The 24,696-nt window shown below is 72.3% G+C and carries 26 protein-coding genes; 13 read left to right on the top strand and 13 right to left on the bottom strand.

Annotated elements, in window-relative coordinates:
• The first annotated feature begins 48 nt into the window (after nt 1–48).
• From ACTWQF_RS18930 to ACTWQF_RS18915, 4 genes are all read left to right on the top strand, one after another.
• Entirely contained in the window at nt 49–1,632 is a 1,584-nt protein-coding gene (locus tag ACTWQF_RS18930) for an alkaline phosphatase D family protein (RefSeq protein WP_443280691.1), read from the top strand.
• A gap of 19 nt (nt 1,633–1,651) precedes the next feature.
• Entirely contained in the window at nt 1,652–2,185 is a 534-nt protein-coding gene (locus ACTWQF_RS18925) for a DUF1990 family protein (RefSeq protein WP_443280689.1), read from the top strand.
• Between the two features lie 108 nt (nt 2,186–2,293).
• Nucleotides 2,294–3,508 carry a GNAT family N-acetyltransferase gene (locus tag ACTWQF_RS18920; protein WP_443280687.1) on the top strand — a complete coding sequence of 405 codons (1,215 nt, stop codon included), beginning with the start codon at nt 2,294–2,296 and terminating at the stop codon, nt 3,506–3,508.
• Between the two features lie 85 nt (nt 3,509–3,593).
• On the top strand, nt 3,594–5,306 hold the full coding sequence (locus ACTWQF_RS18915; RefSeq protein ID WP_443280686.1) for a DUF885 domain-containing protein: 1,713 nt from the start codon (nt 3,594–3,596) through the stop codon (nt 5,304–5,306).
• Nucleotides 5,307–5,388: 82 nt separating this feature from the next.
• Here the strand turns inward: ACTWQF_RS18915 and ACTWQF_RS18910 are convergent, their stop codons facing one another.
• From ACTWQF_RS18910 to ACTWQF_RS18900, 3 genes are all read right to left on the bottom strand, one after another.
• Nucleotides 5,389–8,712 (bottom strand): AAA family ATPase, encoded by a 3,324-nt coding sequence (locus ACTWQF_RS18910; RefSeq protein ID WP_443280684.1) that lies wholly within the window; start codon nt 8,710–8,712, stop codon nt 5,389–5,391.
• Nucleotides 8,709–9,992, bottom strand: a complete 1,284-nt coding sequence (locus tag ACTWQF_RS18905; protein WP_443280682.1) for an exonuclease SbcCD subunit D — start codon at nt 9,990–9,992, stop codon at nt 8,709–8,711. Before ACTWQF_RS18905 ends, ACTWQF_RS18910 begins: the two co-directional genes overlap by 4 nt.
• Nucleotides 9,993–10,117: 125 nt before the next feature.
• Nucleotides 10,118–10,768 carry a YigZ family protein gene (locus ACTWQF_RS18900; protein ID WP_443280681.1) on the bottom strand — a complete coding sequence of 217 codons (651 nt, stop codon included), beginning with the start codon at nt 10,766–10,768 and terminating at the stop codon, nt 10,118–10,120.
• 88 nt (nt 10,769–10,856) lie between these two features.
• Here ACTWQF_RS18900 and ACTWQF_RS18895 point away from each other — a divergent pair, with 88 nt between their 5' ends.
• Nucleotides 10,857–11,264, top strand: a complete 408-nt coding sequence (locus ACTWQF_RS18895) for a CoA-binding protein (RefSeq protein WP_443280680.1) — start codon at nt 10,857–10,859, stop codon at nt 11,262–11,264.
• Between the two features lie 75 nt (nt 11,265–11,339).
• Nucleotides 11,340–12,068, top strand: a complete 729-nt coding sequence (locus tag ACTWQF_RS18890) for a GNAT family N-acetyltransferase (protein ID WP_443280677.1) — start codon at nt 11,340–11,342, stop codon at nt 12,066–12,068.
• A gap of 8 nt (nt 12,069–12,076) precedes the next feature.
• Here ACTWQF_RS18890 and ACTWQF_RS18885 read toward each other — a convergent pair whose 3' ends face one another.
• Nucleotides 12,077–12,637 (bottom strand): YbaK/EbsC family protein, encoded by a 561-nt coding sequence (locus ACTWQF_RS18885; protein ID WP_443280675.1) that lies wholly within the window; start codon nt 12,635–12,637, stop codon nt 12,077–12,079.
• 32 nt (nt 12,638–12,669) lie between these two features.
• A complete protein-coding gene (locus ACTWQF_RS18880) occupies nt 12,670–13,257 on the bottom strand; it encodes a helix-turn-helix domain-containing protein (RefSeq protein WP_443280673.1) in 588 nt (195 codons plus the stop codon).
• 89 nt (nt 13,258–13,346) lie between these two features.
• On the opposite strand from ACTWQF_RS18880, the gene ACTWQF_RS18875 reads away from it, so the two are divergent.
• A complete protein-coding gene (locus ACTWQF_RS18875; RefSeq protein ID WP_443280671.1) occupies nt 13,347–14,219 on the top strand; it encodes an EamA family transporter in 873 nt (290 codons plus the stop codon).
• 13 nt (nt 14,220–14,232) lie between these two features.
• On the opposite strand, the gene ACTWQF_RS18870 is transcribed toward ACTWQF_RS18875, so the two are convergent.
• The 4 genes from ACTWQF_RS18870 to ACTWQF_RS18855 all read right to left on the bottom strand — a co-directional run bounded on the left by ACTWQF_RS18870 (nt 14,233) and on the right by ACTWQF_RS18855 (nt 17,128).
• A complete protein-coding gene (locus ACTWQF_RS18870) occupies nt 14,233–15,063 on the bottom strand; it encodes an acyltransferase (RefSeq protein ID WP_443280669.1) in 831 nt (276 codons plus the stop codon).
• Between the two features lie 73 nt (nt 15,064–15,136).
• Nucleotides 15,137–15,685 carry a gamma carbonic anhydrase family protein gene (locus ACTWQF_RS18865; RefSeq protein WP_443280667.1) on the bottom strand — a complete coding sequence of 183 codons (549 nt, stop codon included), beginning with the start codon at nt 15,683–15,685 and terminating at the stop codon, nt 15,137–15,139.
• Between the two features lie 211 nt (nt 15,686–15,896).
• Nucleotides 15,897–16,538 (bottom strand): DedA family protein, encoded by a 642-nt coding sequence (locus tag ACTWQF_RS18860; RefSeq protein WP_443280665.1) that lies wholly within the window; start codon nt 16,536–16,538, stop codon nt 15,897–15,899.
• Nucleotides 16,539–16,672: 134 nt separating this feature from the next.
• The gene (locus ACTWQF_RS18855) at nt 16,673–17,128 is read right to left on the bottom strand and encodes a DUF4442 domain-containing protein (protein ID WP_443280664.1); all 456 of its coding nucleotides are present in this window, start codon (nt 17,126–17,128) and stop codon (nt 16,673–16,675) included.
• A 126-nt stretch (nt 17,129–17,254) separates the two neighbouring features.
• Here ACTWQF_RS18855 and ACTWQF_RS18850 point away from each other — a divergent pair, with 126 nt between their 5' ends.
• Complete coding sequence (locus ACTWQF_RS18850) at nt 17,255–18,355, top strand: hypothetical protein (protein WP_443280662.1); 1,101 nt, start codon at nt 17,255–17,257, stop codon at nt 18,353–18,355.
• Nucleotides 18,356–18,403: 48 nt separating this feature from the next.
• Here ACTWQF_RS18850 and ACTWQF_RS18845 read toward each other — a convergent pair whose 3' ends face one another.
• Nucleotides 18,404–19,264, bottom strand: a complete 861-nt coding sequence (locus tag ACTWQF_RS18845; RefSeq protein WP_443280660.1) for a spermidine synthase — start codon at nt 19,262–19,264, stop codon at nt 18,404–18,406.
• A gap of 28 nt (nt 19,265–19,292) precedes the next feature.
• Nucleotides 19,293–19,895, bottom strand: coding sequence for a GTP-binding protein (locus ACTWQF_RS18840; RefSeq protein WP_443280658.1), 603 nt, complete (start codon nt 19,893–19,895; stop codon nt 19,293–19,295).
• Nucleotides 19,896–20,308: 413 nt separating this feature from the next.
• Between ACTWQF_RS18840 and ACTWQF_RS18835 the strand changes: the two genes are divergently transcribed.
• Together ACTWQF_RS18835 and ACTWQF_RS18830 are read left to right on the top strand one after the other, a co-directional pair.
• The gene (locus ACTWQF_RS18835; protein WP_443280656.1) at nt 20,309–21,088 is read left to right on the top strand and encodes a TVP38/TMEM64 family protein; all 780 of its coding nucleotides are present in this window, start codon (nt 20,309–20,311) and stop codon (nt 21,086–21,088) included.
• Between the two features lie 33 nt (nt 21,089–21,121).
• Nucleotides 21,122–21,994, top strand: coding sequence for an undecaprenyl-diphosphate phosphatase (locus ACTWQF_RS18830; RefSeq protein ID WP_443280655.1), 873 nt, complete (start codon nt 21,122–21,124; stop codon nt 21,992–21,994).
• 20 nt (nt 21,995–22,014) lie between these two features.
• Here the strand turns inward: ACTWQF_RS18830 and ACTWQF_RS18825 are convergent, their stop codons facing one another.
• Together ACTWQF_RS18825 and ACTWQF_RS18820 are read right to left on the bottom strand one after the other, a co-directional pair.
• Complete coding sequence (locus tag ACTWQF_RS18825; RefSeq protein WP_443280653.1) at nt 22,015–22,329, bottom strand: DUF6343 family protein; 315 nt, start codon at nt 22,327–22,329, stop codon at nt 22,015–22,017.
• Nucleotides 22,330–22,412: 83 nt separating this feature from the next.
• Nucleotides 22,413–22,679 carry a DUF6011 domain-containing protein gene (locus tag ACTWQF_RS18820; protein WP_443280651.1) on the bottom strand — a complete coding sequence of 89 codons (267 nt, stop codon included), beginning with the start codon at nt 22,677–22,679 and terminating at the stop codon, nt 22,413–22,415.
• A gap of 151 nt (nt 22,680–22,830) precedes the next feature.
• Here ACTWQF_RS18820 and ACTWQF_RS18815 point away from each other — a divergent pair, with 151 nt between their 5' ends.
• From ACTWQF_RS18815 to ACTWQF_RS18805, 3 genes are all read left to right on the top strand, one after another.
• On the top strand, nt 22,831–23,034 hold the full coding sequence (locus ACTWQF_RS18815) for a hypothetical protein (RefSeq protein ID WP_443280649.1): 204 nt from the start codon (nt 22,831–22,833) through the stop codon (nt 23,032–23,034).
• 141 nt (nt 23,035–23,175) lie between these two features.
• Nucleotides 23,176–23,448, top strand: coding sequence for a hypothetical protein (locus ACTWQF_RS18810; RefSeq protein WP_443280647.1), 273 nt, complete (start codon nt 23,176–23,178; stop codon nt 23,446–23,448).
• Nucleotides 23,449–23,651: 203 nt separating this feature from the next.
• Nucleotides 23,652–24,689 carry a DMT family transporter gene (locus ACTWQF_RS18805; protein WP_443280645.1) on the top strand — a complete coding sequence of 346 codons (1,038 nt, stop codon included), beginning with the start codon at nt 23,652–23,654 and terminating at the stop codon, nt 24,687–24,689.
• Nucleotides 24,690–24,696: the final 7 nt, after the last annotated feature.

The following is a 24,696-nucleotide window of genomic DNA, read 5'->3' as shown; positions in this document are numbered from 1 at the left end:
TGCGTACCGCAGACTCTTCGACACCGCATGTTTCAAGGAGGCCCGCACATGGCACAAGGCGATCCGGCGACCGGTAGATCCCCCGCGCGGCGGGCAGTGCTGCGCGGCACGGTCGGCGCGAGCGCGGCGCTGTCGTTGCCGCTGCTCAGCGCCGCGGCGCCGGCCCAGGCACGGCGCGGCCGCCCGGCAGCCGAGTGGGGCGTACAGGCCGGGGACGTGACGACGTCCTCCGGGCTGGTGTGGGTACGTGCGGACCGCCCGGCGCGGATGGTGGTGGAGACGGCGGCCACCGAGACGTTCCGTAACCCGAAACGGTGGTACGGCCCGGTCGTGGGCCCGGAGACCGACTTCACGGGGCGTACGGCGCTGCACGGGCTGCCGCCGGGCGAGCAGATCCACTACCGGGTGATCCTGAGCGACCCCGACGACCCGCGGCGCTCCGGCCGGCCGGTGGAGGGGACGTTCCGTACGGCGCCGACGCGCAGGCGCGATGTGCGCTTCCTGTGGTCCGGTGACCTGGCGGGCCAGGGCTGGGGCATCAACCCGGACCGGGGCGGCTATCCGATCTTCGATCAGATGCGGAAGCTGAACCCGGACTTCTTCCTCAACAGCGGCGACACCATCTACGCCGACGCGCCCATCCAGGAGCGGGTGGAGCTGCCGGACGGCGGGGTGTGGCGGAACGTCACCACCGAGGAGAAGTCCAAGGTGGCCGAGACGCTGGCGGAGTTCCGCGGCAACTTCCGCTACAACCTGCTGGCCGAGAACCTGCGCCGGTTCAACGCACAGGTGCCGTCGATCGTGCAGTGGGACGACCACGAGGTGCTCAACAACTGGTACCCGGGCGAGATCCTGGACGACGACAGGTACACCGAGAAGAACGTCTCCACCCTCGCGGCCCGCTCGCTGCGGGCCTTCAGGGAGTACTTCCCCGTCAGCACGTTGCCGCCCAAGGACGAGGACGGGCGCGTCTACCGCGTGCTGCGGCACGGCCCGCTGCTGGACGTCTTCGTACTGGACATGCGCGCCTACCGGAACGCCAACTCGCCGGGCCGCCAGCCGGACGACACCCAGGGCATCCTGGGCGAGCGGCAGCTGAAGTGGCTCAAGCGTGAGCTGTCGCGCTCCCGGGCTGTGTGGAAGGTGATCGCCTCGGACATGCCGCTGGGGCTGGTCGTACCGGACGGCAAGACCGACTTCGAGGCGGTCGCGCAGGGCGACCCGGGCGCCCCGCTCGGCCGGGAGTTGCAGATCGCGGAGCTGCTGCGGCACATCAAGCAGCACCGGATCACCGGCACCGTGTGGTTCACCACGGACGTGCACCACACCTGTGCGCAGCGGTACGACCCCGACCGTGCGGCGTTCAAGGACTTCGCGCCGTTCTGGGAGTTCGTCTCCGGGCCGCTGAACGCGGGCGGGTTCGGTGCGCTGAAACTGGACGGCACCTTCGGGCCCGACCAGAAGTTCATCAAGGCCCCGACCCGCCCCAACACGCCGCCGACCGAGGGCGGACAGTACGTCGGCCAGGTGGACATCGACGGCTCCACCGGCGAGATGACGGTGCGGCTGCGCGAGGAGAGCGGCGCGGTGCTGTTCACCAAGGTGCTCGAACCAGGCCGGGTGGGCCAGTAACGCGGCCAGGGCAACAGCCGTGACCGCACCGCAGCCCGCGTTCAGCTACACACCCGTCGGCCGTACCGCACACCGGGTGACACCGCCCGGTTTCCGTCCGCTGTGCGTACGCACCCGGCTGGGCACCGGCGAGGCCGCCTTCACGGCGGACTCGGGGGACCTGCTGGAGTGGCGCATGCACCGCGCCATGGGCGTACGGATGGAGACGGACAGCGAACGGGCGGCACCCGGTGTGCGGGTGACGGTCGGACTGGGTGTGGGGCGGCTGCGGGTGTACGGGCCGTGCCGGGTGGTGTGGACCGTTGTGGAGGAGCGCCGCGCCGGATGGGCGTACGGGACGCTGCCGGGCCACCCGGAGCGCGGCGAAGAGGCGTTCCTGGTCGAGCATGCCGAGGACGGCCGGGTCTGGCTGACCGTGTGGGCCTACAGCAAGCCGGCGGTGTGGTGGACCCGCGCGGCGGGCCCCGTGGTGCCGGTGCTGCAACGGCTGTACGCGCACCGGTGCGGGCAGGTGCTGCGACGGCTGGCCCGGGCGTGGCCCGCTCAAGGATGAACGCTCAACAGCTGGTCAAAAGGGGGCGTTTGACCGCCAGGCGCTCATTTTACGCACCTGTCATGCTTCGTTCGTGGTCAGGCAATGACCGTCCAGCAGGGTGGCCGTATGGCTGACGACTCTGCCGCGAAGAAGACGGGCACCGCGACCGGCGCGACGACTCGCCCCTGGCACCGTGCGACGCTGGCCGCACGGAACGGCTGGCGGGCGTGGCGCGCCCGGGAACAGTACGGCGAACGTTCCGGCAAGAGCACCGGCGCCGACGGCCGGCCGGGCCCCGACGACGCCACCGCGCTGTGGCGGGTGCGGACGACCGTACGTGAGGAACCGGGCTCCCTCGCCCGGGTGTGCAGTGCACTGGCGACGGGCCGGGTCGACATCCTCACGCTCCAGACACACCCGCTCGGCGACCGCACGGTGGACGAGTTCCTGCTGCGCACCCCCGCGGCACTGGAGCCGCACGAGCTGGCCCGGCTGCTGTCCGAGGCGGGCGGCAGCGAGACCTGGACCGAGCGGGCCGACACCCACGACCTGGTCGACACTCCCACCCGTATCCTCGGCCTGGCCACCCGGGCAGCGCTGGACACCGCCGAACTCCCGCTGGCCCTGCGGACATTGCTGGGCCGCTGCACGATCCGTTCGGTACCCGGCGACACCCCCGCAGAGGGCACACTGGAGGGTACGCTGCTGCGCCTGCCCGACCCTGCCGGAGGAGAGATCGTCGTGGAACGGCACCATGTGCCCTTCACCCCCACCGAGTTCGCGCGGGCGCACGCCCTGGTGGAGCTGGACGCGCGGCTGGGGCGGCGTACCCCGCGCGAGCAGCACTCGCTGACCCTGCCCGAGGGCCGGGCGGTCACCATCCGCCGCGCCGACGAGGGCGATCTGGAAGCGGCGCTGGCCATGCACGCCCGCTGCTCGAAGCAGACGCTCAGCCGGCGCTACCACGGCCCCGTCAAGGACGCCGACCGCTATCTGCGGCACCTGCTCTCCCCCCGCTTCGGCCGCACCCTCGCCGTGGAGTCACCCGCGGGCGAGTTGGTGGCGCTCGGGCACCTGCTGTGGGACGGCGACGAGACGGAGGCGGCGCTGCTGGTCGAGGACGCCTGGCAGCGCCGGGGCATCGGCTCGGCACTGCTGCGACGGCTGATCGGAATGGCACGCGAGGCACGCTGCGAGAGCGTCTACGCCGTCACCCAGTCGTCGAACACGGGCATGGTCGCGGCGATGCGCGGACTCGGGCTGCCGCTCGACTACCAGGTGGAGGAGGGCACCCTGGTGGTGACCGCCGCCCTGGCGTCCGCTGCCGTGGCACCGCGCTGAGCACCGCGCCTGCGCCGGGCTCCGATGCCCCACCTGCGCCGTCCCGGTACTGACGGCGAGGGCACCGGCGTACGAGGATGGGCCCATGTCCGATGCGATCAACACAGCGACCCCCGGCCCCCTGCCGCGCCAGGTAGCCGACACCTACGTCGACGCGCTCGTCGAACTCGACCCGATCACCGGCACCTACCTCGGGGTGCCCGAGAGCCACAGCAAGCTGCCCGACTTCTCGCCCGCGGGCCAGGAGGCGATGGCCGTACTGTGCCGCACCACCCTGGAGGAGCTGGCAGCGGCTCAGGCGCGGCCCGGCGGCGACAGCGACGAGGAGCGGCGCTGCGCACGGCTGCTGCACGAGCGGCTGACCGCCCAGCTGGCCGTCCACGAGGCGGGCGAGGGGCTGCGCGCCGTCAGCAACATCCACTCGCCGCTCCATTCGGTGCGTGGCATCTTCACCGTGATGCCGTCCGAGACGGAGGAGGACTGGAAGGTGGTCGCCGCCCGGATGCGCGCGATGCCGGTCGCGCTCGACGGGTACCGTGCCTCCCTCGCCGAGGGGCTCTCGCGCGACCTGTACGCCGGACCCCGCCAAGTCTCCACGGTACTGGGACAGCTGGCGCAGTGGCTGGGTGAGAAGGACTCGGAGGACGACCGGGGCTGGTTCGCACAGTTCGCCGGCAGCTGCCCCGACACCCTCCGCTCCGAACTCGGCGAAGCCGCCGCCGAGGCCACCCGCGCCATCTCCGAACTGCGAGACTGGCTGCGGGACGTGTACGCACCGGGCATCGCGGGCGCCCCCGAGACGGTGGGCCGCGAGCGGTACGCACTCTGGTCCCGCTACTGGAACGGCGCCGACCTCGACCTGGAGGCGGCGTACCGCTACGGCTGGGAGGAGTTCCACCGGCTGCTCGCCGAGATGCGCGCCGAGGCGGGGAAGATCCTCCCCCGCGCGGAGACCCCTTGGGATGCGCTGCGCCACCTGGACACGCACGGCGAGGCCATCGAGGGCGTCGAGGCGGTACGCGAGTGGCTCCAGGGGCTGATGGACGAGGCCATCACCGCGCTGGACGGCACCCACTTCGAGCTGGCGGAGCCGGTACGCCGGGTGGAGGCCAGGATCGCCCCGCCCGGCAGCGCCGCCGCGCCGTACTACACCCAGCCGTCGCTGGACTTCTCCCGGCCGGGCCGCACCTGGCTGCCCACCATGGGAGAGACCCGGTTCCCGGTCTACGACCTGGTCACCACCTGGTACCACGAGGGCGTGCCGGGACATCATCTGCAGCTCGCGCAGTGGACGTACGTCGCCGACAGGCTCTCCCGCTACCAGACGACCGTCGGCATGGTCAGCGCCAACGCCGAGGGCTGGGCGCTGTATGCCGAGCGGCTCATGGACGAGCTGGGCTTCCTGACCACGGCCGAGCGGCGGCTGGGCTACCTGGACGCGCAGATGATGCGCTCCACCCGGGTGATCATCGACATCGGCATGCACCTGGAGCTGGAGATCCCCGCCGACTCCCCCTTCCACCCGGGCGAGCGGTGGACCCCCGAGCTCGCGCAGGAGTTCTTCGGCATGCACAGCGGGCGCCCCGCGGATTTCGTGGAGAGCGAGCTGGTGCGTTACCTGGGCATGCCGGGCCAGGCCATCGGCTACAAGCTGGGCGAGCGCGCCTGGTTGGAGGGCCGCGATGCGGCGCAGCGCGAGCGCGGCGCCGCCTTCGATGCCAAGGCTTGGCATATGGCAGCCCTCTCATTGGGTTCCCTGGGGCTGGATGACCTGGTGGCGGAGCTCTCGGTGCTCTGAGCCGCCCTTTTTCCCGCCGCGCCACCGGCGGTGCCGAACCCGTCCCGGGCCGGGGTGGGTTCGGCACCGCCGGACTGGCACGTCAGCCGACTGCCGGGGCCGTGTGGTGGCGCAATGCGGAGCCCGACCGCGACTTGACGACCTCCAATTGAGCCGGCACCCGCTGACGCAGGTCGGCCACATGGCTGACGATGCCCACGCAGCGATCCCTCTCGCGCAGGGAATCCAACACGTCCAGCACCTCGTCCAGCGTCTGCTCGTCCAGGCTGCCGAACCCCTCGTCGATGAAGAGGGTCTCCAAGCGGGTGCCGCCGGCCTCCTCGGTGACCACGTCGGCGAGGCCGAGGGCAAGGGCGAGGGAGGCGAAGAAGGTCTCGCCGCCGGAGAGCGTGGCGGTGTCCCGCTCGGCGCCCGTCCAGGCGTCCACCACATGCAGTCCCAGCCCGGATCTGCCGCGCCCGGAGGCACGTTCGTCGGAGTGCACCAGCGTGTAGCGCCCGCCGGACATCCGGGCGAGCCGCGCCGAGGCGGCCCCGGCGACCTGTTCGAGCCGGGCGGCCAGTACATACGACTCCAGTCGCATACGGCGCTCGTTCTCCGCGGAGGTGCCCGCCGCGAGCCCGGCCAGCCGGGCGATGCGGTCGTAGGCCGTACGCAACGGCGCCAGCCGGCGGGCACGGTCGGCGGCCCGCCCGCCCAGCTCCTCCAGCGCCGCCACCCGGCCGCGCGCCGCGTGGTGCTCGGCGTCGGCGGCACGCAGCCGCTCCTCGGCGGCCTCGGCAACGGCCTGGGCCGCCTCCGGCCGCGCCGCCGGCCGGGCAGCCGCCGCGGCGAGCGCCGGGTCGGCCAACTCCTCGCGTACGGCAGCCTCTTCGGCCTGCCAGCGCTCCAGGCGGGCGCGCAGCTCGCGCTGTTCGGAGTCGGGCAGCACGGCCTGTCCGGCGTCGTCGGCGTCGGTGAAACCGGCCCGGTGTGCGGCGTCCGCCAGCTGCGCGGCAGAGTCCGTGAGCCGTTCGGCAGTGCGTACGGCCGTACGCGCTGCCTCCGCGGCCTGGGACAGCAGCCCGACGCGGCGCTCCAGTTCGGCGAAGCGCGCTGCGACGCTGGGAGCCTCGCCGCGGGCCTTCGTCAGCCGCTCGGTGAGGGCCGCCAGCTCCCGCTGGAGCGCGTCCCGGGTCGAAGTGCGGGCTGCGGCACGGCGCTCGGCGTCCTGGCGCGCGGCCTGCCTCTCGGCGTGCTCCCTCTCGGCGGCGGCCAGCACCTCGCGGGCCTCATGGGTGCCGGACGCCTGTGCGTGGGCCTGCGCATGCTCGTGTTCCAGCGCGATGACGGCGGCGGCCAGCGCCTCGGCGCTCGCGCCCGGGTCCGCTACCGACCGGGCGGTCTCCCCCGCGGTCCGCCGGGGACCACCCGCCTCGGGCCGAGAGCCGCTCGCAGCAGCGGGCTCGGTGCCTGTGCCGGTCGCCCGTTCGGCGCCCGGCCCGGCGCCCGGCCCCGCGAAGCCGGCGCCCTCGGCCTCCGGTCCTTCGGCGCCTCCCCGGCCCGCCGCTTCCGCCTGCACGGCGCTGTGGCTCTCGCGCAGCGCGGCAAGTCGCTGCTCGGCCGACTGGCGGCGCTCCGCGGTACGTTGCGAGGCGGCGAGTGCCTCGTCCTCGGCCGCGCGGTCGACGTGGTCCGGCTCCTCGCGCGCCGGATCGGGGTGCGCCGTGGAGCCGCAGACGGCGCACGGCTCGCCCGCTGTCAGGTTCGCGGCGAGCTCGGCCGCGATGCCACGCAGCCGCCGCTCCCGCAGGGCGAGCCACTGCTCCTTCGCCTCGGCGGCCTCTTCCCTGGCGCTCCGGAGGTCTTCGGCGGCGGTCTCGATCTCGGCGGCGAGCTGGTCGCGGCGGCGGGCGGCCTGCAGGCGCGCGCGGGCCGGGTGCAGCCTGCCCGCGAGGCGTTCGGCGCGGGTGGCGGCCTCCAGCGCCTCGTCCACCCGGCGCTGCAGGGCGTGCCGCTGCTCCTCCCAGCCCGCCAGCCACTCCCCCGCCTCGCGGAGCAGTTCCTCGTCGGCCCGGGACTCGGCGTCCAGACGGCGCAGTTCGGCCTCGATCCCGGCTGCCCGCGGCTCCTCCTCGCGGGTGGCCCGCAGCGCGCCCAGCTCCTGGCGCAGCTCCCGCTCCAGGGCCGACAGCCGCTCGGGCCCGGCGTCGGCCAGGGTCTGCGGGAGGTGGGCGCGGGCGTTCCGTTCGGCGGTGCGGGCCTGAGCGTGTTCGTCGCGTGCAGCATGGTGCAGCCGGAGTGCGGGGGCCACGGCCTCGGCAGCCTGCGCCCGCTCCAGCCTGCGCCGCAGCGCGTCCCGCTCCTGGCTCCTGGCAGTCAGCTCCTCGGCGCGCTGCCGGGCGCGGGCGAACCGCTGCTGCTCCCGGTCGAGTTCGCGGCTCGCCTCCAACTCCCGTGCTGCGGTGCCGTACCGCTCGCGCGCCGTCTCGGCGGCGAGAGCGGCGGAGGTGAGGCGTTCGCGGGCGTACGAGCGGGCCTGTGCCGCCCAGGTCAGTACGGCGTCGGTGAGACCGGGGTCGCCGGGGGCGAGCCTCCCCCGCTCGGGTGCCTTGGCCTGCTTGGCCCGGGTGCCGGTCCGCCCGCCGCCGGTGCTGCCCGGTGTGGCGGTGGACGCCGGGGCAGTGCGCTGACCGGGTACGGAATCCGCCTCGGGCGCGGCCGTCGGGCCCTCGCCCAACTCGGCCGGGTCGCCGACCGCCTGCCGCATCCGGTGGGCGAGGGCCAGCAGTTCCTCGTCGGCCGAGACCACCTCGTGCTGCGCGCTCTTGCGCATCCGCGCCAGCTCTTCCTCCACCGCAGCGAACCTGCCGGTGTCGAAGAGGCGCCCCAGCAGCTTCGCCCGATCCTCGGCATTGGAGCGCAGGAACCGCGCGAAGTCGCCCTGCGGCAGCAGGACCACTTGGCAGAACTGGTCCTTGCTCATGCCGAGCGCCTGGCTGATCTCCTCACCGATCTCCTGGTGGGAGCGGCTGAGGCCGTGCCACTCGCCGGTCACCGGGTCCCAGGCGCGCAGTTCGCAGCGGGCCCGTTCCCGGGTGAGGCCGGTGCCGCGGGCCTTGGGGCGGAGCTGCTCGGGGGCGCGGCTGATCTCCAGCCGCCGCCCTGCGACGGTCAGTTCGAGGACCACCTGGGTGCGGGTGTGCGGGTCGGCATGGTCGCTGCGCAGGGTGCCGCCCGGCTGCTGGCGGGCGCCGGGCACGCCGCCGTAGAGGGCGAAGCACACGGCGTCCAGCACCGAGGTCTTGCCCGCGCCCGTGGGACCGTGCAGCAGGAAGAGCCCGGCCGAGGAGAGGGTGTCGAAGTCGACGGCGTGGGTGCCGCTGAACGGGCCGAAGGCGGTGAGGGTGAGCCGGTGCAGCCTCAACGCGCCACCTCGCGCCCGCTGCCGACGGCCGGGCGCCGACTGCTGCCGTCGGCGGGGTGCACCGTGGGCGCCGTACGGGAGACGGCAGGACCCGTTCGGGAGGCGGCAGGCGGCTCGCCCGGCTCGGCGGCCTCGGCAACCCGCACCGCCTCGAGCGCCTGGCCCAGCATCTCGCGTTCCTCGGGCGCCGCCTGCCGTCCGGGACGTACATGGCCGACGAAGTCCTCGGCGATCTGCCGGTCGGTACGGCCCTTCAGCCGTACGGCGTAGGAGCGTCCGTCGTCGGTCTCCTCCCGCTCGGGTGCGAAGACGAGGCTGACGGTGTGCGGGAAGCGCCTCGCCAGCCGGGCCATCGGGTCGTGGGGGCGGGCGGCATCGGTGAGGGTGGCCTCCACCCAGGAGTCCGTGTGCTGCTCGTGGTCCGGGTTCGCCAGCAGTTCGTCGAGCGTGCCGCGCAGCCGGGCGAGGCGACGCGGTACGGGGCAGTGCAGCCGCTCGGCGGCGAGGTCACCGCCGGGGCCGAGGTCGACCAGCCACATGGACTTGGGGTGGCCCGCCTCGGAGAAGGAGTAGGCGATCGGGGTGCCGGAGTAGCGCACCCTTTCGGTGATGGACTGGCAGTTGTGCAGATGGCCGAGCGCGGCGTAATCGACGCCGTCGAAGACGGAAGCGGGCACGGAAGCGACCCCGCCGACGGTGATGTCCCGCTCGCTGTCGGAGACTTCGGCCCCGGTGACGAAGGCGTGCGCCAGGACGACGGAGCGGGTCCCGGCCGGCCTGGCCGCGAGGTCTGCGCGGACCTTGTCCATCGCGGCGCGGAGCACGGCGGTGTGCCCGGCGCGCCGGGCGCCGAGGGTCTGCCGTACCAGCGAGGGCTCCAGGTAGGGCAGTCCGTAGACGGCGACCTGGCCTCCCCCTGAGGCGTCGTCGAGCAGCACCGGCGTGCCGCACTCCTGCGGGTCGGTGCGCAGGTGGACGCCCGCGCGGCCCATCAGCTTGGAGCCGACACCCAGGCGGCGGGCCGAGTCGTGGTTGCCGGAGATCATCACGGTGGGCACGGAGAGCTCGGCCAGGCGTTGCAGCGCGTGGTCGAACATCTCGACTGCGGCGAGCGGGGGAACCGCGCGGTCGTAGATGTCGCCGCAGACGAGCACGGCGTCCACCGCGCGCTCCTGGACGGTGGCGACCAGATGGTCGAGGAAGGCGCGCTGGGCATCGAGGAGGCTCACGCGGTGGAAGCTCCGGCCCAGATGCCAGTCCGAGGTGTGCAGCAGACGCATGGTCAACGACCTTAAGGCCCACCACTGACAGTGCGTGCCGCACCCCGGACCGAGCGCGATCTGCGGCTCCGTACGGCACCGCACCACACCGTGCCGCGCCCCCTGGCCGCGGCCCATCCCCTCGCTCAGACGGTGCCGAACGCCTCGCCGCCCACGTCGACCCGCGCGGTGCCCGCGGTCGCGTCGGCGAGCCAGCCACGGAAGTCGGCCAGATCGGCGTCGGGCAGCCCAAGTTCGATGGTGACCTCGGCGCCGTAGTGCACCTCGCGCACCTCGCGGCCTGTGGCGCGCAGATCGTTCTCCAGGCGTCCGGCACGCTCATGGCCGACCGTGACCGTCACCAGCCGGAAGCGCCGCCGGGTGACCGTCCCGACGGCGTCCAGGGCCTCGCCCACCGCTCCGCCGTACGCGCGGATCAGGCCGCCCGCGCCCAGCTTGACGCCGCCGAAGTAGCGGGTGACGACAGCGACCGCGTAGCGGACCTCGCGGCGCAGCAGCATCTGGAGCATCGGCACGCCCGCGGTACCGCCCGGTTCGCCGTCGTCGTTCGCCTTCTGGATGCTCGCGTCGGCACCGATGACGTAGGCCGAGCAGTTGTGGTTGGCGCCGGGGTGCTGCTTGCGGACCCGCGCGATGAACTCCTGCGCCTCGGCCTCGGTGGCGGCGGGGGCGAGGGCGCACAGAAAGCGGGAGCGGTTGACCTCGGTCTCGTGCACGCCCTCCGCCGCGACGGTGATGTACTCCGCGGGCCCCTCGGGCTGCTGCTCCTGCTGCATCCCGCCAGCCTATGGCCAGGGCCACGGGAATCGGCGCGGGGTGCGAGCCGTTGTCCCAGGAAAGGGCTGCTATGGAGGAGAGACACCGATGGACGGCGATTCCGTGACGGTACGGGAGATTCTCACCGAGCTGGGTGACACCTGGGCGGTGGTGGGCCTCTCGCGGAACACTTCCCGGCCCGCGTACGGGGTGGCCCAGGTGCTCCAGCGCTACGGCAAGCGGATCGTGCCCGTCCACCCGAAGGCGGAGACGGTGCACGGCGAGCGTGGCTACGCGAGCCTTGCGGACATCCCCTTCTCCGTGGACGTGGTGGACGTCTTCGTCAACTCCGCCCTTGCGGGACCGGTCGCCGACGAGGCAGTGGCGATCGGCGCCCAGGCCGTCTGGTTCCAGCTCGGGGTCGTGGACGAGGCAGCATACGAGCGCACCCGCGCAGCCGGCCTCCGCATGGTGATGGACCGCTGCCCCGCCATCGAGATCCCCCGCCTGGACTGAACCGGGAGTTCTCCGCCGCAACGGCGCGCCACCAAGACGGCGGACCAGCGCATCTTCCGCGAACGTTTCTGGCTGGTGCGGGACTACCTCCCGGAGGCTGCCGCCTTCGACGACACCCGCACCCCGCCGACCGACCGACTGGCCGGTCTGCTCGGCGGGGTGCGCGAGGAGCCGGTCCAGGTCCTCCACGACTGCATGGACGGGTTCGGCGAGGGTTGGAGGCACCTCCCGGCCGAAGGCTGGGGGAGGAAAACTCGATCACCGCGACCAGAGCGTCCGGGTAACCTCCAGCGCATGATCGACATACGCAGGGCCACGCCGGACGATGCCGAGGAGATCGTACGGCTGCGCAGGCTCATGTTCGCCGCGATGAGCGGGCGGGACGAGCCGGGGCCGTGGGAGAAGGAAGCCGTCCGGGTCGCGCGTCGGCAGCTCGCACAGCAGGACTCTCCGTTGCCGGCGTTCGTGGTGGACGGCGACGGGCCCGGACTGCCGACCCACCTCGCGGCGTGCGCGGTGGGCCGGATCGAGGAGCGGCTGCCCGCACCGGTGAGTCCGCACGGGCTGTTCGGCTTCATCTTCAACGTGTGCACCGACGAGCGGTACCGCGGTCGCGGATACGCGCGGGCGACGACCGCCGCGCTCCTGGAGGAGTTCGCCCGCCGCGGCGTCACGCGCGTGGATCTGCATGCGACGCCGGAGGCGGAGGCGATGTACCGGTCCATGGGCTTCGCCGAGCACTCGATCCCGCTGTCGCTGGATGCGAGCACGCTGGACGCCGCCGCCCGGCCTCCCAGGGACTGAGCGCGGAGCTAGCCGCGCTGTCCCAGCCCCTCCACGATCTCGGCGCCGGGCAGGGCGGCCAGCGCCTTGCCGGGCACGATCAGCTTGCCCCTGCGGCTGCCGCTGCCGATCAACACCCAGGGCAGTGCGGCGACTTCGGCGTCCAGCAGCAGCGGCCAGTCGGCGGGCAGCCCGATGGGGGTGATGCCGCCGTACTCCATGCCGGTCTCGCCGACGGCGGTCTCGTGCGGCGCGAAGGACACCTTCCGGGCGCCCAGGGTGCGCCGCACCGCTCCGTTGACGTCGACGCGGCAGGAGGAGAGCGCCACGCATGCCGCGAAGGTGCGGACCCCGCCCTGTTTGGCGGCGACGACGACACAGTTGGCCGAGGTCTCCAGCAGATCCTCGCCGTAGGACTCCACGAAGACGGCGGTGTCGGCCTTCTCCGGATCGGTGTCCACGTAGAGCAACTGGTCGGCGGCGACCGGACCTTCCCAGCCGCGCACGGCGGCGCCGACAGGTGCGGCCAGCTGGTCCAGCACCTCGGGGGCCGGCCGGGCGTGGTCGAAGTCTCCGATGGGCGCTCGCATACCGGCACCTTAGCCAACCGCGCGATGCTTGGTCAGCGCGGTTCGGGGACCGAGACGGCCATGGTCATCTCGACGGTTTCCGTGCCGTCGTTGCGATAGCCGTGCGGCACGTGGGACTCGAAGCAGGCGGAGGTTCCGGCCGGGACGGTGTACTTGTCCCCGTCCACCTCCAGGGTGAGCGTGCCCGCGCTGACGTGGACGAGCTCGGTGGTGCCGATGGGATGCGGGTCGGAGCTGCTGGCGTCGCCCGGCACCAGCTTCCAGCTCCACAGCTCCAGCGGACCGGGCGCCTCCGTGCCCGCGAGCAGGGTGCTGTGGCTGCCCGCCTCGGTGGACCACAGCCGTACGGCCTGCTCCGGCGGGACCAGCCGGACCTGCGGCTCCTGGTCGAAGTCCAGCAGCGAGGTGATGCTGACGCCGAGAGCGTCGCCGATCTTGACGACGGTGCCGACGCTGGGGTTGGTGCGGGCCTGTTCGATCTGGATGAGCATGCCCCGGCTGACGCCTGCCCGCGCCGCCAGCGCGTCCAGGGTGAAGCCGCGCTCGGCCCGCAGATGTTTGAGATTGCGGGCCAGCGCCTGCGTGAGGTTGTCGAGGTCCGTCACGGTGTTCCGCACCATCCAAAATAATAGATGACAGAGTGCACTATGGTGAACTACGGTGTGCTGGACTTAAGCGTTCACCACACTGTACTGCGAGGGATTCCGTCATGACCGCTGTCTTCGCGCTGGCCACCAGTCTCCTGTGGGGGCTGGCCGACTTCGGCGGCGGGCTGCTCAGCAAACGGCTGCGCGAGCTGACCGTGGTGGTCGTCTCGCAGGGCGCGGCCTGCCTGGTGCTGGGCGCCATCGTGCTCGGCACGGGCGCCTGGAGCGAGCTGGACGCCCGCCTGCTGTGGTGCGCGGTGGCGGCCGGGGCCATCGGACCGGTGTCGATGCTGTGCTTCTACCGGGCGCTGGCCATCGGCCCGATGGGCGTGGTCTCCCCCGTCGCGACCCTCGGCAGCGTGGCCGTTCCGGTGGCCGTCGGCATGGTGCTGCACGGCGAACGGCCCGGCCTGGTGCAGGCGGCGGGCACCCTGGTCGCCGTCACCGGCGTGGTACTGGCCGGTGGCGTGGGCGGTGGCGGGGCGCCCGTGCAGCAGCGCACGATCCTGCTGACCGTCGTCGCCGCCTTCGGCTTCGGTGCGACGATGAGCCTGGTCGCCGAGGCGTCCACGACCGTCACGGGGCTCTTCCTCACGCTGTTCGTGCAGCGGGTGGTCAACGTGGTCGTGGGCGGCGGCGCGCTCTACGCCTCGGTGCGGCGGGGTACCCCCGCGCTTCCCGAGGAGGGGATGCGGGCAGTGTGGACGGCACTGCCCGCGCTGGTCTTCGTCGGACTGGCCGACGTCGCCGCCAACGGCACGTACGCCGTCGCCGCGCAGCACGGCCCGGTCACGGTCGCCGCAGTGCTCGCCTCGCTCTACCCCGTCGTCACCGCGCTGGCCGCCCGGGGCGTGCTCCAGGAGCGGCTGCGGGCCATGCAGACCGCGGGTGCCGGGCTGGCGCTGCTGGGCACGGTGCTGCTCGCCTCGGGCTGACCGCACTCCGGCGTCAGCGGTCGGACGCGGTGTCCTCCACACCGTCCTCCAGGTCCTCCACGCCGTCCTCCGCACCCTCCGCGCCGTCCTCCGTGCCCTGCACGCCCTCCGTGTCGCCGTCCGGCCGGCCGTGCTGGCGGGGAAGTTCGGCCAGGGCCACCAGTTGCTGCGGGGTGACGCCCTCCGGCACGGGCACCGGCGGCGGGGTGCGCAGTGGTGGCTGCCAGCCCTGATCCGGGTCGAAGCGGCGCACCACCTTGGCGGGGGCGCCCGCGACCACCGCGTGGTCGGGCACCTCACCCCGCACCACGGCACCCGCCGCGACCACCACGTTCCGCCCCAGCCTGGCGCCCGGCAGTACGACGGCTCCCGCGCCGATCCAGCTGCCGGCCCCTATCTCGACCGGCGCGGTACGGGGCCACTGCTTACCGACCGGCCGCGCCGGATCGTCGTAGGAGTGGTTGGTCGAGGTGATGTAGACGTACGGTCCGCAGAACACGTCGTCCCCGATGCTGACCTCGGTGTCCGCTATGACATGGCTGCCCCGTCCCAGCACCACGCCGTTCCCCAGCCGCAGCACGGTTTCTGGCCCCAGGTCCAGCTCCGGCATCATCCCAGCCGTCAGCGTGACGTCCTGGCCGACGATGCAGTGGTCGCCCAGCTCGATCCACGGAGTGCCGAAGAGCGTCCCCTGCGGAAAGGCGAGCCGGGTCCCGGTGCCGATCCGGCGGAACGCGTACGGCCCGGGGCGCTCGGCCGTGACGGCTCCCGCGCGCTGGAACCGGCGCCAGATGCCGTGCACGGCGCGGGAGCTGAGGGAGGTGAGCGCGTTCCTGAGGGGCACGCCGTCACGGTAGCGCCCCGGCGCTCGCTCACCCCGGTGAGGTTCCTCACCAGTAACCTGGCGGTTGCCCCGCTCAGGAGTGCCCGGTGCCCTCACCGGCGGACGCTTCACGGTGCTGCTTGGCCAACTGGACATACGCGAGCGCGTTGAAGCGCACGCCCTCGCGCTCCTCGTCGGCCAGTTCGCGCCGTACCTTGCCCGGCACCCCGGCGACCAGCGAACCGGGCGGCACGACCGTGCCCTGGGTCACCAGGGTCTGTGCCGCGACGAGTGAACCGGCGCCGATGTGCGCGCCGTTGAGGACGGTGGCGCCCATGCCGATCAGCACCTCGTCCTCGACGGTGCAGCCGTGCAGCACCGCATTGTGGCCCACCGTGACGTGTGCGCCGACGGTGACGGGGAAGCCCGGATCGCCGTGGACGGTGCAGTTGTCCTGTACATTGCTGCCCTCGCCCAGCACGATGGGCCCGGCGTCGGCACGCATCACGGCGCCGTACCACAGGCTGGACCCGGCGGCCATGGTGACCTCACCGGCGATCACGGAGGTCGGCGCGTTGAACGCCGTGGGATCCAGCCGGGGTTCGTTTCCACCGACCGTCACGATCAGTCCGCGCTGTGCCACGCTTTTCCCTTTCTCGGGGGGCTGTTGATGGGGTGCCCCTGTCCGCCGTCCGCAGGCTGCGGCTCTGTTGGTGGCTGGTCGCGCAGTTCCCCGCGCCCCCTTACAGGACCTCCCCCAGCGAAGCTTGGGCAGTCTGCTCCCCCAGACTCCGTCCGGGAGGTGCCCCCAGGGCGCAGGGTGGGCAAGCGCAGCCCCCCATGCCGGGCAAGCGCTAGTCACGGGCCAGCGCTGGTTCCGGCGCGTCCGCCTCTGCGGTCTTGGCAGCGCGGCGCTTGACGAGCAGCATGGAACCGAGGCCGATCAGCACGGCGACCACAAGTCCGACCCAGGAGAAGCGCTTGAGCCATGCCTCGGCGACGATGCCGACGTAGTAGATGACGGCGGTCGTACCGCCTGCCCACACCACGCCGCCCAGCACGTTGGCCGTCAGGAACCTCCAGTACGGCATCTTCAGCACGCCCGCGAGGGGTCCGGCGAAGATGCGCAGCAGGGCGATGAAACGGCCGAAGAAGACGGCCCACATGCCCCACCGCTGGAAGGAGCGCTCGGCGGTGGCCACATGGCTGGGCCCGAAGTGCTTGGGGAACTTCCTGCCCAGCCGTTCCAGCAGCGGATTGCCCCCCTTACGGCCGATGGCGTACCCGATCGAGTCGCCCACGACGGCACCGACCGTGGCACATGTGCCCAGGATCACCGGGTCGATGTGTCCCTGCTGCGAGGCCAGCAGTGCGGAGCTGACGAGAACGATCTCCCCGGGCAGCGGAATACCCAGGCTCTCCAGTCCGATGACCACCCCCACCAGGAGGTACACACTGACGGCCGGGACACTCTCCAGCCACTCCTGGATGTGCAACTGCGGCTTCCTCTCATGACATATCAGGGCACGAGCTGTCATGGCAGCACGAACCCGGAAGCCTACTCGACCGCACACCCGCCGCACCGACGGCCCAGCGCCACCGGTGCGGCCAGGGTCGGGAAACACAGAGGTCAGTCGTTGGGCCGCAGGGTCCACACGATGGTCATCTCGCTGGTGACGGCGCCGTCCGCACGCCTGAGTGCCACCTTCACCGGAAACTCGGGGCGCTGCCCCTTGTCCAGTTCGGCGACCACGTCGGCCGCCGGGCGGCCGAGCTCGGCGGTGGCGGTGACGACGCCCTTGGCGAGCTTCTTGAAGTCCATCTCCGCGCGCACCGGCAGCGGCACGGCCCGGGAGAGCTGGTCGAAGAACGCGGCCATGGTCACCGCGCCGCTCGCGGACTCGGCGAGCGTGAACATCGCGCCGGCGTGCGGACCGCCGACGTGGTTGTGGTACGCGCTCTGATCGGGCAGGGAGACGACGACCCGCTCCGGCGAGGTCTCGAGGTACTCGAGGTCGAGGGTGCGGGCCATGGGCACGGAAGCCCTCATCAGCTCGCCGATGTCCGGCTGTGACTGTGTGGTCATGGCCGCACGTTACCATCGAGTAACCCTGGACGGCCTTCCCGCTTCGCCCCCATTCATGTAGCGGGTGCGTACCGATCGGTGGGCACCCGTAGTCGGTGCGAGCAACGCACCATAAGGTTGTCGGCCATGTGGCCAGGACAGCAGCAGCCCGGGGGCGAGCAGAACCCGCAGCAGCCGAACCCGTATCAGCAGCCCGGCTATGGGCAGCCGAACCCGTACCAGCAGCCCGGCTACGGGCAACAGCCTTCAGGCCAGCAACCCGGCTACGGGCAGCAGCCGCCGGCGGGTCAGCCGTCCGGCTACGGCCAGCAAGGCGCACCGTCATACCCGTACGGCCAGCAGCCGGGCGGTCCCGGCCAGTCGGGGCAGTGGGGGCAGGCAAGCATGCCCGGCGGCCCGCAGTCGCCCATGAGCGGCGGGGGCGGCGGGGGCGGCGACCGGAAGAAGACGGTCATCATCTCGATCGTCGCCGCGGTCGCGGTCATCGCCGCAGCCGTGACCGGCGTCGTCGTCCTCGGGGGCGATGACAAGGGCGGCAAGAAGAACAAGGCCGACAAGTCCGCCTCGCCCTCGGCGAAGACGAAGCCGGAGAAGAGCAAGAAGGCCGACCCGGGTGGCGGCGGAGGAGGCTCCAAGGACCCGTCGGAGCCCGTGGTTGCCGGCTGGCAGACCGTCGTCAACCCGAAGTGGTACTCCGCCTTCGACGTGCCGGACAACAAGGACTGGACGCTCGCGGGCGAGGGCACCATCACCGGCTTCGAGAACGACAAGGGCAAGGTCCTGGTCGCCATGTCGTCGCCCGCCTACTTCAAGGACAACTGGTGCAAGGAGAGCAGCCGCGCCGCTGTCGGCACCAAGGGCGGGCAGGGCTCCAAGAACACCAAGGAGGCGGCGCGGATCGCGGCGGGCAACTTCGCGATAGCCGGCTACGACCAGAAGCAGAAGGGCACCCTCAAGGTCTCCAAGGGCAAGCCGTTCCAGAACAAGCACGGCATCAAGGGGCACACCGCCACCGCGAACGTCACCGGAGCGCCCACGGACGACAAGTGCGCCACCAGCGCCGGCAAGGTGGTCACGGCGTCCTGGATCAACAGCAACGGTGACCTGGCGATCTGGGTCCTCTACACCGACGCGGGCGTCAAGGACGAGCTCTCGGACGCCACCATCAAGAAGATCATGGGAAGCCTCCGCAACTACGACGGCGGCGGGAACGAGCCCCGCGGCTGACCCCGCACCGCCTCCGCGGTCCCGCGGTCCAGGCCCAGGACGGCGCCCTCAGCCGATACTGAAGGCGCCGTCCGGCGGTTCCGGGGACGGCACGGCATCGCCGTCCTCGACCGCCCGCACGCCGCGCATCAAGCGCTCCAGCGCCGCGCCGTGTTCGACCCGGGCGGGAAACGGATCGGCCGAGCAGCGTCGGGCCAGCTCCGGCAGCGGCTGCTCGTGCCGCGAGGCGAGCAGCAGGATGTTGCCGAACCGCCGCCCGCGCAGTACCGCGGGCTCGGCGACCACCGCCAGCTGCGGGAAGACCGCAGCGAAAGTGGCCAGTTGGGAGGCGAGGAAGCGGAACGGCGCGGCATCGGCGAGGTTGGCCACATAGGTGCCTCCCGGCCGCAGCACCCGCGCCGCCTCCCTCGCGTACGGCAACGTGGTCAGATGCGCGGGGACCTGCGAGCCGCCGTAGACGTCGGCCACCAGTACGTCCGCGCTGCCGGGTGCCGAGGACTCCAGCACCGCCCGCCCGTCCGCCGCCTCCACCGTGATGTGCGCGCCCTCGGGCAGCGGAAGGTACTCGGCGACGAAAGCGGTCAACTCCGCGTCCGGGTCGGCCACCCGCTGTTGGGAGCCGGGACGGGTCGCTGCGAGATAGCGGGGCAGCGTGAGCGCTCCGCCGCCGAGATGGAGCACGTCAAGTGGCACCCCCGGCGACGCCGTGACATCCAGCAGGTGGCCGACCCGGCGCGCGTACTCGAACTCCAGGTGATCGGGCGCGTCCAGGTCGACGTACGACTGCGGCGCACCGTCCACGGTCAGCAGCCAGGCGCGCGCCCGGTCGACGTCCGGCAGCAGCTTGGCCGTGCCGCCCGCGGCGGCTCGGGTGCGGGGTATCTGCTCCCCGTGTGCGTCGGTGTCCATCGCTCCATTGTGAGGTCCGAAGAGCCGCTCAGAGCACCTCCGGCAAGGGCACGTAGGTGTCGACGGCATCCAGCAGCGCTTCGATTGTGGCCTTCCACCGCGGATCGCCCTCCAGCGCGCGGCGCGCTGAGACCCGGACGGCCGGAAGCGCCTCCCCCGCAAAGCCGTGCGCCGTCATCTGCGCCCGTACATCGATCTCCACCAACTCCGTCAGCTCGTCGCTGCCGGCGTCGGCCATGGTGAGGGCCACGACCAGATGTGCGAGGCCGCTGCGGCGCGCGAGCGAGAGGTGGTCGGCGGTACCGGGCCGTACGCCCTCCAGCACGGAGACGACGAGCACCGCTCCGTCCAAGCCGCGCAGAAAGCGGGACCCAAGGGGATTTTCCGGACTTTCGGCGGGATCCAGCAGGGTGTAGTGCCGGGTGTCGGTCGCGTACCGGAATCGTCGTCGTAGCCGCTCCGGATGCGCGGGTGAACGGGGGTCGGGATACGCGGGTGAACGGGGTCCGGTTGCGCCGGGTGCGCGGGCGGCGGCCAGCGCCGCGGCCAGAGTGGTTTTGCCGTGCCCTTGGTGGCCCAGCGTGCCGATGGTCAGGTGCGGGGTGGGGTACGGGTGGGTGTGGCCGGACATGGGTGCCCTCCTGGACCGGTGCGGGACGAGGCGGACCCCACGGGATGACCGACCCTCCCCCTGTGGGGTCCTCGGTCGGTCCGGGAAGGGTCAGCGTCGGCAGAGCCGGACGCCGGGAGGGACGGGGCGGACACACACGCCCCGGGTCGGGAAGAGGGCAGCCCGCCGGGCGGCCGCGACCGCGGCCGGAGCACAGAGACGGGACTGCCGGAACACCGACCGATCATCACTCGCCGGACGCCGGACGTCGAACGGTTTTCGAAGCCACCCTGCCGAAGTTCCGCACGAGGCTCTCCGTACCAGGTGAAAGCGGTGGTGGACGGGGGGCGAACACCGCTTCGTAGCGGCATTTTTCGGGCTTTCCGTACAGCCTCGAACGGCGGAGGTGCCGGTTCGTCGGTTACGCTCCCACCGTGCCCGTCCCCGCCACGCAGCCAGACGGACTCCCCAGCCGTCTCACCAGGACCCTGCTCTCTCCCTGGTCCCGCCTCGCCCTGCTCGCCGTACTGCTGTCCAGCGCGGCGACGACGATGCTGCTGTACGAGCCCCAGCGCGTACTCACCCACGGCTGGTCTCCTCAGGCTGCCGGCGGTACGGCCGTCGCCCTGTTCGGCGCCGCCTACGGGCTGTGCACCGCGGCCTTCGTACCGCGCCCCGTGCTCAATGTCGCGGCAGGTGTCCTCTTCGGCGCCCAGGCGGGCACCTTCTCGGCGACGGCCGGCACGGTGATCGGCGCGGGCATCGCCTTCGGACTGGGCCGGATGCTGGGCCAGGACGCGCTGCGAACGCTGCTCCGCGGCCGCTGGCTGTCCGCCGCCGACCGGCAGTTGAGCAAGCGCGGCTTCCGCTCGATGCTGGTGATCCGGCTGCTGCCGGGTGTGCCGTTCGCGGCCTCCAACTACGGCGCCGCCGTCTCCCGGATGAGCTGGCCCGCCTTCCTGAGCGCCACCGCGCTCGGCTCGGTGCCCAACACCGCGGCGTACGTCATCGCGGGCAGCAGCGCGGCGAAGCCGACCTCACCGGTCTTCCTGGCCTCGTTCGGCTTCATCGCGCTCTCCGGGCTGGCGGGCGGCGTGGTCGCCTGGCGCAAGCGCGCCCATCTGAAGGGTGGCGCATCGCCTGCGGAGGCACGCGCTGCCGTCCCGCCCGAAGCCTCCTCGACGGCCGCATCCGAGCCGGCCTCCCACCACTGACCCCGACTACCACAGGGACGAGCCCCGCCGCCGATGTCTTGGTTTGAATCCTTCGTCCTCGGACTCGTCCAGGGACTGACCGAGTTCCTCCCGATCTCCTCCAGCGCGCATCTGCGGCTGGTCGCGGCGTTCGCCGGCTGGCACGACCCCGGCGCGGCGTTCACCGCCGTCACCCAGATCGGCACCGAGGCAGCTGTCCTGATCTTCTTCCGTAAGGACATCGGCCGCATCGTCGCGGCCTGGTTCCGCTCGCTCTACAACAGCGAGGCCCGCCGCGACCACAACGCGCAGATGGGCTGGCTCGTCATCGTCGGCTCCATCCCGATCGGTGTGCTGGGGCTGGCCTTCAAGGACCAGATCGAGGGCCCCTTCCGCGATCTGCGGTTGATCGCGACGACGCTCGTGGGGCTCGGCATCGTCCTGGGCATCGCCGACCGGATGGCGGCCCGCGACTCCAAGGGCGGCCGCCACCGGGCCCGGCGGGAGCGCAAGTCCCTGGAACAGCTCACTGTGCGCGACGGTCTGCTCTTCGGCTGTGCGCAGGCGCTGGCGCTGGTTCCCGGGGTGTCCCGGTCGGGCGCCACGATCAGCGGCGGCCTGTTCATGGGCTACCGGCGCGAGGCGGCGGCCCGGTACTCCTTCCTGCTGGCCGTTCCCGCGGTGCTCGCCTCCGGTCTGTTCGAGCTGAAGGACATCGGCGAGGGGCACGTCTCCTGGGGGCCGACGATCTTCGCCACGGTGCTGGCGTTCGTGGTGGCTTATGTCGTCATCGCGTGGTTCATGAAGTTCATTTCGACCCGCAGCTTCATGCCGTTCGTCATCTACCGGATCCTGCTGGGGCTCGTGCTCTTCGCGCTGATGGCGGCGGGCGTGATCAGTCCGCACGCGGGCGAGTCGGTGGGCTGATCACGCGGCTGTACGGATGATCAGCGGCGCTGTTCGCGCTCCTGTCGGCGTCTGCGCCTGAGCACCAGCAGATCGACGGCGGCGCCCAGCGCCAGGGCTCCGCAGACCGCGGCCAGCACCATGAGCACCCGGTCGCTGGGGGAACTGTGGCTGTCGGAGGACGCGGCCCACCAGGCGAACAGCGCCGTGGCCGCCGCGAAGAACGGCACTCCGATGGACGACAGCAGCGTGCGCAGCCAGATATCGCTGCGCGCGGTCAGCGGCTCGGTGCCGGAGCGGCGGCGGGAGCGGCGGTCACCGTTCCGGTGCGGTCCGGGCTGTGGTGGCTGGGACACGGGAGCTGCCTTTCGCCGGTGGACTCCCCCATGATTCCGGCGCGTTCCCGAATCCCGGCGCAGACGCGCCAGGAGCCCGCAGCTCACAGTCCGGGCAGGGCGTCCTGGTCGACCTCGCGCCGGGGCGGCGTGGGCGCTGAGCGCACGGCCAGCTTGTGACGGCAGTCCGGGCCCAGGCCCCACAACCGGGAGGACCGGTCGCGCAACGGCTGCCCGCACATACGGCACAACACCCGCCGCCCCGGAACCGGCTCACTGTCCGGCAGCAGGGCCGCTGCCTGCTCCGCACCCTGCGCGGTCTCCACCGTGTCCCCACCCGCGACCTGCTCCGGCTCCTGCTCCGCAGTCATGCCCGGCCCCCTTCCGTGCATTAACACGACCCCCTCGGTGCGCACCGTACCAACACGCACACTCGACCGGAGTAGCCCGAAATGCGTGACATGTCCGTACGCCGTCACGGTGGGCGTGGAGACAACAACTACCCCTCTGTCGGGAGCGAACATGCGAATTCGTACTGCCATCACTGCCTGCGCCCTCGGCGCCGTCGCCCTGCTCGGCTCCACAGCGGGGACCGCAGTCGCCAACGACGGTCCCCATGGCAAAGAGCCGACTCCTTCGAACGTCGGCGTGAACTTCTGCGGCAACCCCATCGGCATCCCGGTGCTGAGCCCGGCCGTACAGAACTACTGCAAGAACGAGTTCTGAGACCTCACGACAGCACAAGTGCACGTCGGCCGTCGGACCCCGTCCCCGCACCGTGCGGGCGGCGGGGTTCCGTCGGTCCGCGGCGAGCGGTCCGGCTGTGTACGGCCTGCCGGGTGGGGCGAGGACTGCCACACTGGCCGTATGGACAACTTCTACCGTGGTCCCGCGACCCTGCTGACCGGAGCCGCCGAGGTGCCGGTCGACGCGGCGCTGTTCACGGAGACCACCGGCCCCGGAACCGCGTGGTCCGGCACCATCCGGCCGGAGGGCGACCGGCGGCTGTGGACCGAACTGGAGGGCGACACGGCGCGGCTGCGGCTGGCTGACGGGCGCGTCTGCCGGGTCACCGTGCTGGGCAGCGGCTTCGGACCGGTCGAGGTCTCGGGCGAAGGCCCGCTGCCGACACAGCCGTAACCGCACCACGGCTGGTGCCAGGGCCGTCCCCTGCCCGGCATGCCGGTCATCCTTGGGTGTCACCTGGCAGGGGGATACGGCTCGGTGCCGTACTCCGCTGGCTGTACATCAAGACGATGCTGACAGGTGACGACAGATCACCGCGCGCGCGGAATCGTGGACAGCATGAACCCGATGCCCAACCCGCGCCGCGCGGACCGGATATGAGCGCACTGACGACGGCGGTGCTGCTGTCCCTGGTTTCCGCGGTCAGCTACGCGCTGGCCGCGATCGTGCAGGAGCGGATCGCCACGACGACAGCGCCGAGCCGATGGGGGCTGCTGCGCTCCGGCATGTGGTGGACCGCGGCCGTGCTGCAGGGCTCGGGCGCGTTGCTGCACGTGGTCGCGCTCGGCCTGGGGCCGCTGACCGTCGTCCAGCCGCTCGGCGTACTGACGCTCGTCCTCGCCGCTCCGATGGCGGCTCTCCTGGGGCGGCGGCCGGTGGCCCCAGCCGCCTGGCGGGGCATTGTCCTCGTCACGGCCGGGCTGGCCGGAATTCTGCTGCTCACCGGTGACCGGGGGGCCGATTCCCTGGACGGCGGCGGCCAGTTCGTCCTCGCGGGCTGTGTGCTGGGCGCTCTCGCGCTCCTGGTGGGTACGGCGACGGGCGTACGGCGGCTGGGGCACGGCCGCCCCGGCAGCCGCGCCGTCACGCTGCGGAGCGTGTCGCTGGCGCTGGCCGCGGGGGTGGCGTACGGCGCCGCCTCGGTGTTCGTGAAGACGCTGGCCGACAACTGGACCTCTGCCCCGTTGGCCACCTTCGTGCCGCTGACCGTGCTGACGGTGGTGCTGGCGGCTGCGGGGCTGGCCAGCTCGCAGGCTTCCTACCGGGACGGCGGGCTGGCCACACCGCTGGCGACCGCCACCGTGGCCAACCCGGTGGTCGCCGCAGCCGCGGGGATACTCCTGCTGGGCGAGGGCTTCCGGTACGGCGCGACGGGCACGGTGCTGGCGCTGGGCGCCGGTGCGCTGGCCGCCTGGGGCCTGGTCGTGCTGTCGTCCGACAGCACCCGGCAGGCACGGGCTGAGGGGACTCCGCAGCCCCGGCCCCGGGAGCCGCGACCGCGGAGCAACAGCGGACCGGGTCGTACGGCAGAGGCCGATTTCGCGGTGCAGCAGGCGCCGGAAGCGGCGACGCGCACCGTGGTCGTCCCCGCCCCCCGCACACCCGCGGGCCGCCAACCGGTGCCCGCGCCGTAACGGACGA

Source organism: Streptomyces sp. 8N114, from assembly GCF_052245835.1.
In the GTDB taxonomy this organism is placed as follows: domain Bacteria; phylum Actinomycetota; class Actinomycetes; order Streptomycetales; family Streptomycetaceae; genus Streptomyces.
The sequence above is the reverse complement of the archived record's forward strand: the minus strand, read 5'-3'. Positions and strand labels throughout refer to the sequence as shown.

Coding starts and splice junctions, on each gene's coding strand:
- ACTWQF_RS18930 (WP_443280691.1), top strand. CDS start 49: ATGGCACAAGGCGATCCGGCGACCGGTAGATCCCCCGCGCGGCGGGCA.
- ACTWQF_RS18920 (WP_443280687.1), top strand. CDS start 2,294: ATGGCTGACGACTCTGCCGCGAAGAAGACGGGCACCGCGACCGGCGCG.
- ACTWQF_RS18915 (WP_443280686.1), top strand. CDS start 3,594: ATGTCCGATGCGATCAACACAGCGACCCCCGGCCCCCTGCCGCGCCAG.
- ACTWQF_RS18905 (WP_443280682.1), bottom strand. CDS start 9,992: ATGCGTCTGCTGCACACCTCGGACTGGCATCTGGGCCGGAGCTTCCAC.
- ACTWQF_RS18900 (WP_443280681.1), bottom strand. CDS start 10,768: ATGCAGCAGGAGCAGCAGCCCGAGGGGCCCGCGGAGTACATCACCGTC.
- ACTWQF_RS18895 (WP_443280680.1), top strand. CDS start 10,857: ATGGACGGCGATTCCGTGACGGTACGGGAGATTCTCACCGAGCTGGGT.
- ACTWQF_RS18885 (WP_443280675.1), bottom strand. CDS start 12,637: ATGCGAGCGCCCATCGGAGACTTCGACCACGCCCGGCCGGCCCCCGAG.
- ACTWQF_RS18880 (WP_443280673.1), bottom strand. CDS start 13,257: ATGGTGCGGAACACCGTGACGGACCTCGACAACCTCACGCAGGCGCTG.
- ACTWQF_RS18875 (WP_443280671.1), top strand. CDS start 13,347: ATGACCGCTGTCTTCGCGCTGGCCACCAGTCTCCTGTGGGGGCTGGCC.
- ACTWQF_RS18855 (WP_443280664.1), bottom strand. CDS start 17,128: ATGACCACACAGTCACAGCCGGACATCGGCGAGCTGATGAGGGCTTCC.
- ACTWQF_RS18850 (WP_443280662.1), top strand. CDS start 17,255: ATGTGGCCAGGACAGCAGCAGCCCGGGGGCGAGCAGAACCCGCAGCAG.
- ACTWQF_RS18845 (WP_443280660.1), bottom strand. CDS start 19,264: ATGGACACCGACGCACACGGGGAGCAGATACCCCGCACCCGAGCCGCC.
- ACTWQF_RS18840 (WP_443280658.1), bottom strand. CDS start 19,895: ATGTCCGGCCACACCCACCCGTACCCCACCCCGCACCTGACCATCGGC.
- ACTWQF_RS18830 (WP_443280655.1), top strand. CDS start 21,122: ATGTCTTGGTTTGAATCCTTCGTCCTCGGACTCGTCCAGGGACTGACC.
- ACTWQF_RS18820 (WP_443280651.1), bottom strand. CDS start 22,679: ATGACTGCGGAGCAGGAGCCGGAGCAGGTCGCGGGTGGGGACACGGTG.
- ACTWQF_RS18815 (WP_443280649.1), top strand. CDS start 22,831: ATGCGAATTCGTACTGCCATCACTGCCTGCGCCCTCGGCGCCGTCGCC.
- ACTWQF_RS18810 (WP_443280647.1), top strand. CDS start 23,176: ATGGACAACTTCTACCGTGGTCCCGCGACCCTGCTGACCGGAGCCGCC.
- ACTWQF_RS18805 (WP_443280645.1), top strand. CDS start 23,652: ATGAGCGCACTGACGACGGCGGTGCTGCTGTCCCTGGTTTCCGCGGTC.